Annotated in this window: 12 protein-coding genes; 2 read left to right on the top strand and 10 right to left on the bottom strand. The window is 47.3% G+C overall.

Features of this window, described 5'->3' with window-relative positions:
* Positions 1-191: 191 nt before the first annotated feature.
* On the bottom strand, positions 192-410 hold the full coding sequence (locus R2Q26_RS04070) for a hypothetical protein (protein ID WP_317535092.1): 219 nt from the start codon (positions 408-410) through the stop codon (positions 192-194).
* A 707-nt stretch (positions 411-1,117) separates the two neighbouring features.
* Between R2Q26_RS04070 and R2Q26_RS04065 the strand changes: the two genes are divergently transcribed.
* The gene (locus R2Q26_RS04065) at positions 1,118-1,660 is read left to right on the top strand and encodes a hypothetical protein (protein ID WP_317535091.1); all 543 of its coding nucleotides are present in this window, start codon (positions 1,118-1,120) and stop codon (positions 1,658-1,660) included.
* Between the two features lie 331 nt (positions 1,661-1,991).
* Here R2Q26_RS04065 and R2Q26_RS04060 read toward each other — a convergent pair whose 3' ends face one another.
* The 4 genes from R2Q26_RS04060 to R2Q26_RS04045 all read right to left on the bottom strand — a co-directional run bounded on the left by R2Q26_RS04060 (position 1,992) and on the right by R2Q26_RS04045 (position 10,139).
* Positions 1,992-2,888, bottom strand: coding sequence for an endonuclease/exonuclease/phosphatase family protein (locus R2Q26_RS04060; RefSeq protein ID WP_317535090.1), 897 nt, complete (start codon positions 2,886-2,888; stop codon positions 1,992-1,994).
* 727 nt (positions 2,889-3,615) lie between these two features.
* Positions 3,616-3,777: a hypothetical protein gene (locus tag R2Q26_RS04055; RefSeq protein WP_317535089.1), complete on the bottom strand. Its 162-nt coding sequence runs from the start codon at positions 3,775-3,777 to the stop codon at positions 3,616-3,618.
* 195 nt (positions 3,778-3,972) lie between these two features.
* Positions 3,973-7,419 (bottom strand): UvrD-helicase domain-containing protein, encoded by a 3,447-nt coding sequence (locus R2Q26_RS04050; protein ID WP_317535088.1) that lies wholly within the window; start codon positions 7,417-7,419, stop codon positions 3,973-3,975.
* Positions 7,416-10,139 carry a PD-(D/E)XK nuclease family protein gene (locus R2Q26_RS04045; protein ID WP_317535087.1) on the bottom strand — a complete coding sequence of 908 codons (2,724 nt, stop codon included), beginning with the start codon at positions 10,137-10,139 and terminating at the stop codon, positions 7,416-7,418. The genes R2Q26_RS04050 and R2Q26_RS04045 overlap by 4 nt, the downstream gene beginning before the upstream one ends.
* Positions 10,140-10,277: 138 nt before the next feature.
* On the opposite strand from R2Q26_RS04045, the gene R2Q26_RS04040 reads away from it, so the two are divergent.
* Positions 10,278-10,790 carry a hypothetical protein gene (locus R2Q26_RS04040; RefSeq protein WP_317535086.1) on the top strand — a complete coding sequence of 171 codons (513 nt, stop codon included), beginning with the start codon at positions 10,278-10,280 and terminating at the stop codon, positions 10,788-10,790.
* 96 nt (positions 10,791-10,886) lie between these two features.
* Here the strand turns inward: R2Q26_RS04040 and lpdA are convergent, their stop codons facing one another.
* From lpdA to era, 5 genes are all read right to left on the bottom strand, one after another.
* Positions 10,887-12,347, bottom strand: a complete 1,461-nt coding sequence (gene lpdA, locus R2Q26_RS04035) for a dihydrolipoyl dehydrogenase (protein ID WP_317535085.1) — start codon at positions 12,345-12,347, stop codon at positions 10,887-10,889.
* Between the two features lie 121 nt (positions 12,348-12,468).
* Positions 12,469-13,518 carry a beta-N-acetylhexosaminidase gene (gene nagZ, locus R2Q26_RS04030; RefSeq protein ID WP_317535084.1) on the bottom strand — a complete coding sequence of 350 codons (1,050 nt, stop codon included), beginning with the start codon at positions 13,516-13,518 and terminating at the stop codon, positions 12,469-12,471.
* Positions 13,518-13,898, bottom strand: a complete 381-nt coding sequence (gene acpS, locus R2Q26_RS04025; RefSeq protein WP_317535083.1) for a holo-ACP synthase — start codon at positions 13,896-13,898, stop codon at positions 13,518-13,520. The genes nagZ and acpS overlap by 1 nt, the downstream gene beginning before the upstream one ends.
* On the bottom strand, positions 13,895-14,620 hold the full coding sequence (gene pdxJ / locus R2Q26_RS04020) for a pyridoxine 5'-phosphate synthase (RefSeq protein ID WP_317535082.1): 726 nt from the start codon (positions 14,618-14,620) through the stop codon (positions 13,895-13,897). Before pdxJ ends, acpS begins: the two co-directional genes overlap by 4 nt.
* Before the next feature lie 100 nt (positions 14,621-14,720).
* Positions 14,721-15,611 (bottom strand): GTPase Era, encoded by an 891-nt coding sequence (gene era, locus R2Q26_RS04015; protein ID WP_317535081.1) that lies wholly within the window; start codon positions 15,609-15,611, stop codon positions 14,721-14,723.
* Between the last annotated feature and the right edge of the window lie 173 nt (positions 15,612-15,784).

Raw genomic sequence — 15,784 nt, 5'->3', positions numbered from 1 at the left:
CTTATAGCAAGATCATCAACTATATCTCATCCTTTGAGAATCCCTTATCGACTCTATTTAAGTGCAGAATGCTCTAGCTATTTACTGCTCAAAATTTCATTAATTTGTTAGAGCCACACAAATCTGTGGAAATTTCTCAGATTTATATCTGTTCTGCGCAAGAACCCTCCAGGATATAACCAGAGGTCATGTCAGTAGACAAGCGAGCCCTTCTCGATCTGCTCTTTCTGCTTTAGATACTCTTCGCGGGTGATCTTACCTGCCTTGAAGTCCTCTGCCAGCTTATCCAGCCGCTCCTTGGTCTTGTACTCGTAGGCACCACCGGCTGCACCGGCGCCGACCAGCGCTGCACAGCCCGAGAGCGAGCCGAGCGCCAGCAATATAACAATCAATCTGAACAGGTCGCGCATGCTGATTTCCTCCTTCATGAATGAGATATTGTTCAGGTGAGCACGGCCTCAACCGTGCGAATGAGCACATTCACTTTCTGTCGCTCGACTTCTGGTTCTGCCTCACTAGCCGCCACCAGTCGATCATCACCTGTAAATTAGGAAAATAAATGCTCTATTTGTTAATCTTTGATGCTCAATAGCTTATCACAAGATACACTGATTAATAAAATACCTATAAATACTTAGCGCCTGACACCTGGCATTGGTAAGAAATAAGCAACAAAAATTGATCGAGTGAGATAACGCTGCTATGAAGCTGAAGCAGGCTCTGATTTTATTTATTTTATTTACCTCGGGGTGCTTCAAAAAAGAGCTAAAAAGTATGAATATAATGAACCTAATTCCATTTCCAAATCAAATATGACGCGAAGGCGAGCCGCAGACAGTATGAATAATACGGCAAGGAAAAGCCGACAAAGTCAGGTTTGATTTAGAAATGGAATAATAGATCATTCTTGTATAACGCTTGCCAAAGCGCCGTTCGGACTGAGCTGTGAGCAGCGAACGATTCGACAGCTCGACAAGCTTACTGCTCACCGCGAGCGGTAAAGGGTTTACTGGAACGATCTACGAGGTTAATTGAAATGTTTTCAAGGAGTCGTTGATGAATCTCCGAGCACCAAGTATCGTGCAAGCCAGCGAATTCAGCTGTTAGGCCGCAGCAGATGAAATTCTCTTCTCATTTCTGCGAAGGTCATCTTCCCATTGCCTTTGTTTTCAGCGCTCCCGGGGAAGAAGAAAAACGTAAAGGGAAGCCTGTTGCCGGGGAAAGCGGAGCAAATCTGGAAGCAGCTTTGGTTCATCTACACTCCGCTCAGCCAACACTATTCTCATCCTTGCATCGCTACGACTATCGAATCACTAATAGTTTCGCCGAGCCGATCGCGGTTGCACTCGGTCATGGCAAGTCAGAGGCAGATAACAGAGAAATACAAAAGCCGCAAAATGTCCAGCGAGTACTGAGCGAGCTGGAGGGTTGTAATCTCGTCATCTTGTGCGGCAACAAGGCAAAAGTGCTTTCCCAGGCTATCCGAGAATCTGGCAAAACAATCATCGAAGTTCCGCATATTGGCAATAAGGGATTAAATAGCAAATTCAAAATACCCAACCAGATTAGATCGGCCTCGTCGTTCGATCGCCGGCAATATCGTATTAAGTTATGGGCCGAGGCTATATTGCAGGCTATTGCGCGCGAAAATGCAACTTGAACCTAGATTCCTCGCTGCAACGTGCCGAAGCTTATTCCATTTCCAAATCAAACAAGACGCGAAGGAGAGCCGCAGACAGTATAAATAATACGGCAAGGGGAGCCGACAAAGTCAGGTTTGATTTAGAAATGGAATTACACATTGGGTAGCGCTATCGGCAGCGGAATTCAACCTCTAATGCGAGCAAGGAACCTCCGTTTGTCGAGGTGGCCTTGCACTACGGCATTAATCAAGGAGAAGCTCCGGCGGAGACGATCGTGTTTTATGTCGGCATGATTGATACGCCGATCATTGTTATCAAACTGCGCTGATTAGGTGATTAGGTAACTCGTCAATCAAGCTGAATATCCATAAACAAGGGTGCGTGATCAGATGCTTTGGGGTTGTCTTCACCAACATGGGGAAATCTTTGGCCAGAATAGCGCTCTGCCCGATAAGGCAACCCCATTCTCATGACTTGCGGGGAAGAGGGGTTATGGTTGGCTAGCGATGAAGACAACAGAAGGTAATCCAGCTGGTGATACTCGTTACCGCCAGCATAAAAATGCGTCCACTGTTCATCCTTGGAAAGTCGATCTATCACATTTACCAGACCCTCATGGGCAAGCAGGACGTGAAGCGAGGTGTCATGACTTGGGTAATCGTTAAGATCACCAAGGACAATATAGTTACCTTCATAACCTGTTTCATGCCATTGCTCGGATATTACTTCTGCTACCCGTTGAGCTTGCTCTACCCTTTTTACTCTGGTTGCATCGCGTCCACCTACCATAGATTTGAAATGATTCACAAAAAGGGTCAACTCTTTGCCATCAATATCAATATGAACTTCCAGGCAGTCACGTGAGAAAAGTGATGCGGTGTTAGCTGCATTCCTTTCGTGCCGGTATGATCTAATCGAGGTTAATGGATATCTGCTTAGCAACGCAACATCAATCCCCCTTGGATCATGGCTATCGATTACGATGCGATGTTTATAGCGCAATCCACCCAGATATCTTAAGTTAAAACGATCTAAAACTGGCAGGCTTTCCACTTCCTGTAATGCGATGACATCAGCATTGACTTCTCGAATCGCTTGGGCAGTAATCTGCTTTGCAGTTTCGTCATAGATCTCAAATGCGAGATTATTGATGGTAAACCCATCGTCCTCCCTCGGGTTAAAGTTATTTCGGAATCTATAGCGGGCAAAGAGATTTTCGCAGTTGAATGTCGCAATTCTCATCATTTTTCCTTATCCCCTGATAAAGATTTATGGGCTTTAACGCTAGAGAAAGATTAGGTTTCTCAAATAATTGAGATTATTCTGTACAACATTCGAAGCGGATTAGAAGCAACGGTCAAACCAATTCAGCTTTGTTACATGATGATGCTAAAAGATAACAAATAGGCAGGCAATAATGCATCTGCATACAATTGTTATCCATGAGTTCTAGGAGCATCGAAAAAAATGGTCCTCTAATCCGCATGCTAGATTTTATTATCCACAATTTCCGTGGATAAGGTTGTGGGTAATTACTTTATGTCATGGAAAGGTAATATTTATTTCAGATGCTGCAAAAAGATGCTAAAACTTTTGCAGCCCAGATTGATACAAAATTTGTAAATGCTCTTTGGACAGAATCCGCTTGTCATAGTAGTAGGTTTATTGAACAGTCGAAGGTGAGCAGATTTGCTTCCTCTTCGCCCTTCGACAGTTCGACAGTTCAACAAGCTCACTGCTCAGGGCGAACAGCATGAGAGCGAGCAAAGTCATGATACCTCAGCGATTATGACATGCTGACAATGCTCCTATGAAAATGAGACAGGTTTAGGTTTTATTATCCACAATTTCCGTGGATAAGGCTGTGGGTAATTGCTTCATGTCATGGAAAGGTAATGTTTATTTCAGATGCTGTAAAAAGATGCTAAAGCAAATGCTCCTTGGTCGGAATCCGCTCGTCTTAGCAGTAGGTTTATTGAACTGTCGAAGGGTGAACAGTACGAGAGCGAGCAAGGCGTGACACTTCTATCCAATCCCCCCGCATCATTGCCTCTTTCTTTTTCCGACTCCAGTCTTTGATTTGCTGTTCAGCAGCGAGCGCTTCTTCACGGGAGAAAAATTCTTGCGTAAACATTATTCGACAGGCCTACGCTTGAATGTGTAGCAGCTTGGAATGGCTCCTGTCATATGCTGATCGAGACGATTCTCCAAGTTATCGGTATAATTCCATTTCCAAATCAAACATGACACGAAGGCGAGCCGCAGACAGTATAAATAATACGGCAAGGAGAAGCCGACAAAGTCAGATTTGATTTAGAAATGGAATTACTTATTCATTTACCGCAAACGTCCACTCCCGCCATTTCCCAAGCATTGGAAAATACAGCCCCAGACGAATAGGTCGTTGTTCCATTTGTTGCAGCAAAATGGCATAGCGTTCCAGTTGCGGGCGATAGCGCTGTTGCTCACTATCGAGAAAGGCTTCGATGTCTCTCCCCATGTGAGTACCTGTTTTATAATCGATGATCCAGCGTGTTCCCGTTGCATCGACAAAGGTTCTGTCCATGACAATATGATCGAGTCCTTCTTTGCGCATACCGCTTAATGCCCATTCACAACGCGCCTCGGCATGTTGCCTGCTCAGAATCCAACGGGCTCTTTCATCCTGCCATAACCTCTTAAGTGCAGCGGACAGTTGTGTTCGCGCCTGCTCAAAATGGCTCTGCGTGACACCTATTTGCAGCAGTAATGACTGACCAGCACGTTCAAAGCGGGACAAATCCTGCGGCGCAAAATGTTCGATACCGATACTGCCGACATGCTGCAGCAATCGATGGATCACTGTGCCAACCTGCCGGGCGGTTTCGCCCGCCCAATCAAATTCAATCGATTCTTCCGGGATGGAACAAGCCGCAGCAATAGCCACCTTGACCGTCTCAGGTGGCGCAGGCAGCTTCCAGTCGGTCGCCAACCGCAATCGCTTGCTCGAGTGGGATGACAATTGGATGACCACTTCTTGCGCGGTATTTTCTGCTGATTCTTTAGCCAGGGTGTTAGCATGCAGCAGAGCCTGAAAATGTGCTGCGGCAACCGGCCATAACCGCGCCAGCAAGGTGTTTGCCGGTGGTTCCTTGATTTCCATGTTATCGGACAGCACCGGCTGATTCACATGCCCGAAGAGATGCAGTTGATGTTTGGCGCGCGTGGCTGCAACGTACAGCAAACGGCCATCCTCCCGATAGCCTTTTATTTGATCCAGTTGCCGTAGGTAGGTAGTAATCGGATTGGCCTCATCGCCCACCGCATTGATCGGTGCGAGCAGCAATGCTGGCTGACCTGATTTAAATTGATGTTTCATCCAGTACAATAATCTGGCTTCATCATTTTTACCTTTATGACCAAGGCCCGGTAGGATCACCGTGTCAAACTCCAGCCCTTTTGCCTTATGAATGGTCATCAGTTGTAACGAACCATCGGCCGTTACATCCGGCAAGGCATAGAGTTGCCCCACATGCTCACTGAGGGTCTGGATATCCGGCGGCTGACCTGCTTCCTCCAGCTTTTCCAGCAACTGAAAATAAACTTCCGCATCATCCAGATCTGTTTCATCCGTCACGCAGGCAGGCCCGCCTAGCGCAAGCCAGGTCCCTTCCACATTTCTGCGCAACGAGCGTTTTACCTGCTGAGAGATCGCGCTCTCAAGAATAGGCAACACACGGCTAAGTCGCTGTTGACCATCTTCACTGAGCTGCGCAAGCTGAGGTGGATGGCGCAGCAAGTCAATGATAGTTTTTTGCCAATCCTCACCCGCCAAGACATATAAATCCCGCAGAGTCAGTCCACACCAAGGTGCGCGCAATACTGCCAGCCAAGCTATGCGATCGCCATGGTGCAGCAAGGCACGGGTTAACGCGAGTAAGTCCTGAATCACGGGACGATGGGTGAGTTGTTCGATTTCGACCGCTTGAAAGGATAATCCTGCCTGTTTCAGTTGCACAATGATCTGCATAAGATGAGCACGGTTACGCACTAGAATGGCGGTAGTCCCATTCGGAAGCGCGTCTTTAGCCCGCTGCACTATAGACACAATCTGTTGTGCTTCAGCAAGATCATCGCGCTGCAGCGAGGGATAAAAAATCACTGCCTCTCTGTTTGAGTTTGCATGAAAGGCGACCGACGGCGCATAGGAAACGGCACCCAAAGTCATGTCATCCTTCTCTGGCAAAATAAGAGGGAAATGCTGATTGATCCAGTCGACGATGCCCTGCTGAGAGCGGAAGTTGACCGATAAGCGCAGGAACTCCAGTGGAATCTGACCAAACGATCCATGATCGCGAATTTCGAGAAATAACCCGACCTCGGCTTGTCGGAATCGGTAAATGGACTGCATCGGATCACCCACCAGAAATAATGTGCGCCCATCGCTTGCTTGCCAGCCGGCGGTCAATCGTGTCAATAATTCAGCCTGATTGAATGAGGTATCCTGAAATTCATCTACCAGCAAATGCTGGATACGATAGTCCAGCGCCAGGGCTAAATCGGTCGGTGCCTCAGATTCTCCCAGCGCTTGAATTGCAGCCCGGGTCAGCGCTGGAAAATCGACCCGTCCCGTTTGCCGGAAAGTGATTTCCAGATATCCTGCTGCCAATCTAAGCAATTTGAATAATGCCTGCAGCGTCTCCCATTCTTCTTCTCTGTATTGATGTGAAGGCAATGCCGGGAGCTGAGCTAATTGCTGAATAAATTCACTTTCAACCGCCAGTGTTTCCAGCAAAGCCTCCATGCGCTGCTTCATTGCTCGATAGCATGCCTGCTCTTCCCGGTTTTTTGTCTGAGTAGGCGAGGGAAAGCCTATATTTTTGGTAACCGTCTTGCGCAAACTGCCTTCTTTCGTCAGCAGCAAGGTGGCCAGTCCTTCCCATTGCGCAAGATCAGAAATTTGCGAGCCTGGTAACGCTTGCATGTTCTGGCAATGGGTGATGGGAGAATTGCTCTCTGTACCTTCAAGCTGACTGGCAGCAAATCTTGCCAGCGTGGCCATTTCTTCCTTACACATTGCCGGAGCATGATCGGTCAACTCCCGCAAGGCATCGATCACGAGCTCAGCCAGCGCACCTTCTAGTTGGTCACGCATGAGTCCTGCATGATTGGGGTCGGCAAGATAAGGTAGCCACTGATCGCGGCGTGCGAGCATGCTGGCAAGCAACTGCTGCAGTTTGTCCAGTTGGTTGTCCAGATGTTCAATCAGATGAGCAATGGCATGCGACCACTCATCTCCCGCTTCCACTGCCTCGATCGTTTGCCTGGCCGCCTGCTGGTAGAGTTCTGTTGCATTCTCAGCAATCGATGGCAAAGCACCTAATTTTGAAAGAATAGGCATTTGACTAACCAGTCTGGCACACAAAGAATCGATCGTCTGAATGCGCAAACGTGCAGGATTATCCAGTAGCTGCCAATCCTTGGCCCGATCATGCAGCAGCACACGCTGAGCCAGTTGCCAGGTTTGACGTGCATAGTGCTCTTGCGGCGCTGGTAAATTTTGGGCATCCAGCAATGCCTGCAAAATCCGTTGGCGCATTTCACTCGCTGCCTTGCGGGTAAAGGTAATCGCCACGATTTCTTCTGGCGAATCGACTCTTGCCAGCAGCACCAGGAATCGCTGGGTCAATAGGCCGGTTTTGCCTGAGCCGGCGGGTGCTTGGACAATAAAGGAATGTTGTGGATCAAGCGCCCGCAGCCGCTCAGCCTGATCAGCGACACTTTGCAGCGCCGTCATCCCTCACCCTCCCCTTCCTCGATATCCACCTCACCTAAGAGGGTCAATTCAGTGATACGGCATAACGGCTGTAATGTGCAATAGGCGCAAGTGGCAGGATATCGCTTGGGATCAACTGCAGCTTCACCACGACAAAAACTGTCGCTTAGCCTTTCCAGGGTCACTCGCCAATGAGTCAGCAGTTGGGGCCAGTTGCCAATCTCACGGCTCTGGCTAAGTTTTTCGTATGATTTCACCTCAGGCAGGATCCCCTCCTCAATCGTAACCCCGCTGAATGCCATCTGCCCCGTTCGTAGCTGGGCAAAAGCTATGCCTGCAAGATCATCAGGAAAAATTAAGCTGTATAGCGGCAGTTGCGGCTCATCGGGACGATCGCCAAACCATTGACTGGCTTTAGCCTGGCCCGTTTTGTAATCTATGATCAGTTGACGGCTAGCGGCAATCTCATCGATGCGATCGATTTTAAGCTGAATACTGAGCGCTCCCACCGTCAATTCATATTTTCTTTCTCTGGCAATGACGCGAAAAGGTAAGCGCTTTTTTTCTAGCTCTAGCCACGTCGCTACCTGTCGATGCAAGCGCTTGATTTCCATATCGCGGAAATGTTGGTTAAATGTTTGCGGATAATGGGAAGCCATAGTGTTAATGACTTCTTGGACCTGATCCAATACCAGCTCACTCAACTCAGTATCCGGTAATGCTAACAGCTGTTCATATGAATCAAGTTTATCCCACACTTTCTCCATGGCTCGGTGCAAAAGATTGCCTCGAGCCATGGCATTCAAGCCGATCTGGATCTGCCCAAGCGGCCGGGCACCTAACCGCAATTCTGCAAACGCGCGAAAAGGGCATGCTGCCTGCAGCTTAAAAATGTGACTGCCACCTTTGACCGCCGTCTGCTCCAAAATCGGAGCAGGATCGTGTAACAGTTCACTCAACTGAGAGTTGTCATGAACGATCTCACGCCAGGAAGGCATGTTATTCGCTAACAGCGCATCTACTGCTAAAGAGGTGTAACCCTTGATCAAAGGGCTGGCGCGTAGCTCCTCGTCACCATTACGCTGCGGATAACTCAGGATAACCTGATCAGCACTCGTTACAATGCGTTGCATGAGCAGCCGTGTCACCGATAACTCACGCTGCTCGCTCGAATGCGGCAATTCATGGTTGCGCTGTAACGGCAAAGGTATAAAAGGATTAGGCTGTGGCGATCCTGGCCAGATGCCGTCATGTAATCCTATCATCCATAAATAATCAAACTGGATACCATGGGCTTCAAGGGGTCCGAGTACCTGAACCGGGGCAACACCTGTCTGAGGTTGGAAAATGCGCTCTCTCGCCATCTGCCAGAGCTGACTCAACACATCAGACAATGAAATCTCTCCCGTTACCCAATCCAGCGTGGCCAATTCTGCTAACAATGCATGCCATGCTTCAACTGTCTGATATTCTTCACTCGATAAGGGATAACCCTCCAGCCAGCCAATCGTCTTGAGCAAGTGATCGAAATGCTGCACCCATTGCTCGGGATGCTCCTTACGTGAGCAGGTTTGCAGCCATACTTTCAGCATGCCTAACTTTTTCGCCAGCACCACACAGGCATAGCTGCGATTTGTTTGTGAAGCATGATAAGACAATGTGTCAATCGATACGCTGGGCTCCCCAATTTCACGCAATTGCACATCCAGCAAGGCGCGTGCGCTCGACTCCTGCTCCCACCCGCCAATAAAAGGAGAATGAAGTAATTGGCTTATGTCTGACAAACTGATCGTGTGCTTCAACAGATCAAGTAGCTTCAATGCCGTCGTAACCAGTGGGAATGTAGTCAATGGCTTCCCGAGTGACATATTGTAGGAGCGTTCCTGCTGCTGATGTCCTGGATGGAAGACCGATGGCATCAGGATTTCATCCAATGCTTGCACGATGATCTCCCGCAGGGCAGACAGATTTGGCACGACTATTCCTATTTGTGCCGCGGGATTGTCTTCCAATCTCTGCCGAACCCAGCGCGCCATGAGCTTTGCTTCCTGCCGACGATCGGTACAGGCTAGCTGGCCAATTTGGCTGACTTTCGGTTTGAGTTGTAACCACTGCACGTGGCAGCCTGATCGATTCAATGTTTCCAGCAAAGCCAATTGCTGAGGATTCAGCTCATCAAAACCGATGAGTACTAATTCATCTGGCGGTAGTAATGTTCCCTGTTCAAAGTAATGCCGGAGCTTGTCTGGCAGGCAGCCAGGAGATAACCAACCCTTTTGCTGGCAGGTACGTTGAAATAGCAACTGCCATTTCCAGAATAATCTGCTGTCATCGTTATACTGGAAAATCGACTCGTTCTGCGGCAAATGCCATTCCCACAGTAATTGCCAGGCTTTTTGCACCTGCAAGGCAGCTTTACCCATCGGCTGGAATGGCAAATCTGCACTAAGCAACTCTTGCCAAAGGGCGCGTTCCTGCTGCGGCGCGAGCAGTTGCCTGGCTTCAGAAATCTCTCCTGAGATCAATGCCTCCTCCCAGAGACGCTGTAACCAGCTATGCCACGGCAGAATATCCGGTGTCGACCACACTTTTGCCCCCTTAAGGATCGCTGCCTGATCAGAATGCTGACGAAACACATGGGTCAAGCGCTGATTTCCGGTAATCAAGGTAATGCCCTGATTTAATTTAACGAGAATGTCCTCGCTATCCACCAGCTGTAGATCAAGTCGGCATACTTTCATGCGCTCCAGATTACTCCTCTAGTACTCTTTCAGGCAAAAATTTGCCTTCATGGGTTGACTGTTCATATCAGGTTGAAATAGGTAGAATTGTGAACCAGAAATACTTTTATTTAAAAGAGAAGAATATCAGGAGGACGAATGAATCAAAAATTAATCGGTAGTATGTTTCTTGCAATGACGTTGTTATGGTCTACTCAGGCGCTATCTGAGGAAGCAGAATCAGCAGAACCCCCTCAAGAAGCTTCTACACCGCAAGCAACCGAAGAAGCTTCTACACCGCAAGCAACCGAAGAAGCTTCTACACCACAAGCAACCGAATCGTTGCCAAGCGGCTTGGGGTGGCGAGTTGTTCGCGTCATAGAGATAGGAAAGTCAGGTAAATTTGTGAATATGGTATTGGTAGATCTGGACAAAGAAATGGATAAAACGGTCTATGGTGCTGCAATCAATCAAATTTGTGGCAAAGCAACCGATTTCTGCCGGATAAGATTCTGGACTCAGGAACGCTTCATACCGGAAAAAGTGAGTCCCACACCTGAACAACTCAAAGTTCAGAAAGCTGAGTTCCTATTCAATAAAGCAGGCGGTATCCGCCAAACAACCTGGTCTTGCGATGTCAACCCTGATAAAACTCAGTGTGTGAAATATTGATACTAGACATTCCCCACATTGTTATTTCTGACATATGTGGGGTAACTATCGTCCAGCAGGATAATTGGCTGGCTAATTGACTAGCTTAGCCGATTATTAGATATGCAACGCACGCTTATCTACTGCTAAAGCTGCTTCATGTAATACCTCAGATAACGAAGGATGTGCATGAATGATACGGGCAACATCTTCGCTACTGGCAGCAAATTCCATCGCAACCACAGCTTCTGCGATCATTTCAGAAACATAGGGGCCAATCATATGTATGCCCAGGATGCGGTCTGTGTCGGCATCGGCAAGCACCTTCACAAAGCCACTGGTTTCTCCCAAGGCACGTGCGCGCCCATTGGCCATAAATGGAAATTGTCCGGCACGATAAGCAATACCGGCTGATTTAAGTTCCTGCTCGGTTTTTCCTACCCAAGCGATTTCCGGTGAGGTATAAATCACCCATGGAATGATATCCAGATTAACTTTGGCAGACTCATTAGCATGGCCTTGCTTAGCGGAAGCAATCATTTCTGCCACAGCCACGCCTTCTTCTGAAGCTTTATGTGCCAGCATGGGGCCTCTGACCACATCACCGACGGCATATACTTTTGGCAAATTGGAGCGGCAGTATTCATCGACCTCAATATAACCCCGTTCATTCGTTTTTAAACCAATCTCGTCAGCACCGAGGCCTGCTGTATTGGGACTTCTGCCAACCGCGACGATCAGTTTATCGATCTCCAGTTTTTGCGAATCAGCTTTGGCGTCAGCATAATCAACGACTATCTGCTGCTCTTCGACTTGAATTGACTTGATCTTGACACCGGTCTGTATCACTAAACCGAGCTCACGCGTAAAGATTTTTTGTGCTTCCTTGGCAATCTGTTCATCCGCGGCCATGAGAAAATTTGGCTGCGCTTCCAGCACTGTCACTTCCGAGCCCAGTCGGCGCCATACGCTCCCCATCTCCAGGCCAATGACTCCAGCGCCAATCACACCCAGACGTTTGGGTGCCTCCGTTAGCGCCAGTGCGCCGCTATTATCCAGTATTCGATTATTATCTACCTTGATGAACGGCAATTGGCGGGGTGTTGAGCCGGTTGCAATGATAACGTATTCAGCCTGAATTTCTTCGATCTCAGTGCCATTCTTTACCTGAATTTTCCAGAGACCACTCTCTTGCTCCTGCTTAAGCAAAGCTCCTCTACCATGCAAAGAAGTGATCTTGTTCTTCTTGAACAGCATGGCAATACCACCAGTAAAAGCCTTCACAATTTTATTTTTACGCGTAATCATCACGGGTACATCCATGGATAAACCTTCTAGATTGATACCATGATCAATAAATTTATGCGCAGCACGGGCATAATTCTCGGAAGATTCCAGTAGCGCCTTGGATGGAATACAACCCACATTGAGACAAGTGCCTCCCAGACTCGCTACGCCTTGCTCATTTTTCCATTCATCAATACAAACGGTATTAAGGCCCAACTGAGCACAGCGGATAGCCGCTACATAACCACCCGGACCTGCGCCAATTACAGCTACATCGAAAGATTTAGTCATGAGTCACCTTATAAAAATGATTGGTTACAAACGAAGGAAAATTCGTCATTAGAAACTACCCTTTCAGCAACAGCGCCTCCAAACCGGCAATCTGTCAAAAAAGCATTTGAGGTTGATTCAATTAGAATGACAATTGCTGCTGATTGTCTATGCCAATTTCACTGATTTCCCTGACAGCCAGCACGAAATTTGCATCTTCATGTAGCGTTATCATTGATTGCGTATGACGCCGTCCACGCATACGTGCTAACCGTACCAGGCTTGCAGCAGAAATTTCCCATTGGAATGTTTCCAGCAATTGGTCAGTAGCCTGGGAATCATTGCATACCAGTACCATATCGCAACCTGCTTGTAATGCTGCCTCGGCACGCTCAGTAATGCTGCCATAACCTGCAGTACCCCGCATGCTCAAATCATCACTAAAGATACAACCATCAAACCTCAAGTCATCGCGTAAAATATTTTTTAGCCAGAAGCTGGAGAACCCAGCGGGACGCTTATCCATTTCCGGGTAGATCACATGGGCTGTCATGATACCTGCCAGGCCAAAATCAATCATCTGACGAAATGGAATCAGATCATCCATCTCGATATCGGCAAAGGTACGATCATCCACAGCGATCTCAAAATGCGTATCTGCCCGACTATGCCCATGCCCGGGAAAATGCTTACCGATTGCACCCATTCCTCCTGATTTCAACCCCAGCATTAAACTATGCGCCAGCTCAGCAATGGCTTGAGGGATGCGATGGAAAGCGCGGTCACCAATCACACTACTTTGCCCATAATCGACATCAAGTACTGGGGTAAAACTCAAATCAACACCGCATGCAGATAATTCAGCTGCCAGCACATAACCGGTTTGCTGTGCCAGATGACGTGCCCGGCGGGGATGTCTGTCCCAGATCTTTCCCAGCTCATGCATCGCGGGTAACCGGATAAAATCTTTACGGAAACGTTGTACTCTGCCGCCTTCATGATCCACAGCAATGAGTAACGGTGGGGTCCTGAGTGCATGAATCTCGGCAGTCAATGCTGCCAACTGTTCAACGGACTCATAATTGCGGGTAAACAAGATGACGCCACCCGTAAGAGGATGAAGTAATCTTGCTTTATCTTCGACTGATAGCTGGGTGCTCGCGATATCGAGCATCACAGGACCCAGCGACATCACGCCTTCTCCAGGATCACAAAGGCACTGGCTAGATTCAATTCATCACTAAGGGAAAGATGGTGACCAATGATTCCCTCACGCTTGATCAATTCAGCTAATTCGGGATGAAAGAGAAAATAGGGCTTACCAAGGGGGGTATGGGCAATCGTAATATTGCTTAATGTTACAGGATGTCGCAAGCCAGTACCCATTGCCTTGGAAAGAGCTTCCTTGGCTGCAAAGCGTCTTGCTAAAAACATCACGGGCTTAGCATCCTTGATATAATCAGGCCATTCATGCTCAGCTAACAATCTTCGCGCAAAGCGTTCACCATATTTTTCAAGCGATTGAGCAATACGGGAAGGCACGACGATATCTGTGCCGATTCCATAGATCATTGACTTGCTTCCTGGATGAGTTGCTTCATTTCCCTAACCGCTTGTGCTAGCCCAACGAATAATGCATGTGACACAATTGCATGTCCGATGTTTAGTTCTGAAAGACCTTGTATCGCTGCAATAGGTCGGGTATTTTGGTAATGCAGTCCATGACCAGCATTGACTTTTAATCCTCGACTGAGACCATAGGCAACAGCTGTGCAAATTTTTTCCAGCTCGCATTGTTGCGCATCGTTATTTTTGGCATCGGCATAATGACCTGTATGAATTTCGATTACCGGAGCACCCACTCTGGCTGCGGCATCTATCTGCTCACGCTCTGCATCAATGAATAACGATACGCGAATACCGGCATCCGCTAACTTACTACAAGCCTGTTTCACCTGTTCGAAATGCCGTACCACATCCAACCCTCCTTCCGTAGTCAATTCCTCACGTCGTTCTGGAACTAGACACACATCTTGTGGTTTGATGCGGCATGCAAAGGCAATCATCTCTTCAGTCACTGCGCTTTCTAGATTCATTCGGGTTTGAAGCCGCTCACGCAAAATTTCCACATCCCGATCCTGGATATGTCTTCGATCTTCACGCAAGTGGAGCGTAATAGCATCTGCCCCCGCAGATTCAGCAACCAACGCTGCTTCCACTGGACTTGGATAGACCGTCCCTCGCGCCTGGCGTAATGTCGCGATATGATCAATGTTAACACCCAAAGCAATCATGATTGTTATGTACCTATAAACAAAAATTGAGAAGCTCACCAATCGCTTCTAACCAAATTCGTGAATGTGCTGTTTTATTAATCATTTAGATTCTTCAATCTCATTCATATCCCAAACTCTTCAATGCATTGATATCATCAGCCCAGCCACTTTTTACTTTGACCCATACTTCGAGATATACCTTGCCACCAAACAATTTTTCCATATCTTGCCGCGCCTGGGTAGCAATCATTTTAAGTTTTTCGCCATTCTTGCCAATCACGATGGCTTTCTGATTGGATTTCTCCACTAGAATGCAGGCAAAAATTCTGCGCAGATTTCCTTCTACAGTAAATTGATCTATGCGTACAGTAGTCGAGTAAGGAATCTCCTCGCCCATCAAACGAAATAATTTCTCACGTATCATCTCAGCTGCAAGAAAGCGCTCACTGCGATCACTAATTTCGTCTTCACCAAACAAAGGTGGACTTTCAGGCAAATAAGGCCGGACCATATCAATTAGTTCAGGTAGCTGTATTCCGCTCGCCGCGCTGACTGGAATAATGCCAGCAAAACTAAATTTCTTAGTCATACTTTCTATGAATGGAAGTAATTGGGTTTTCTGTGCCAATTGATCTATCTTATTGATCACGAGGATGACTGGTCGATCGGCAGACAGCAGTTTTAGCACCCCTTCGTCACGCTCATCAAATCGAATTGCTTCAATCACGAACAGGACGATATCGACTTCGCGTATGCTTTGAATAACCGCTCGATTCATCATCTGATTGAGTTGACTGCTATGGCGCGTCTGGAAACCAGGTGTATCTACGAAAATAAATTGAGATTGTTCATCGGTCAAAATACCATTGATCCGATGGCGTGTAGTCTGTGCCTTTCTAGAAGTAATGCTAATTTTTTGTTGGATCAAATGGTTAAGTAAAGTAGATTTACCGACATTAGGACGTCCAACAATGGCAACATAACCAGTTCTGAAATGAGGGGAAGCCATAAATAGGAGATTTAATGGAATATTTTCTGCTCTTATTTAATGCTATCTTGATATATCTTGAAGTCGTACATGATTTATCCCCTAAAATTAAGTTGATAAATAAAGGGTAATTTGAGGGTATAAGTACGAATAAAATGACTCAAACTCAAGAAGACTTTAAAAAAGTAAAGTTA

Origin of the sequence: Nitrosomonas sp. Is37, assembly GCF_033063275.1 — a bacterium.
Taxonomy (GTDB): Bacteria; Pseudomonadota; Gammaproteobacteria; order Burkholderiales; family Nitrosomonadaceae; genus Nitrosomonas.
The sequence above is the reverse complement of the archived record's forward strand: the minus strand, read 5'-3'. Positions and strand labels throughout refer to the sequence as shown.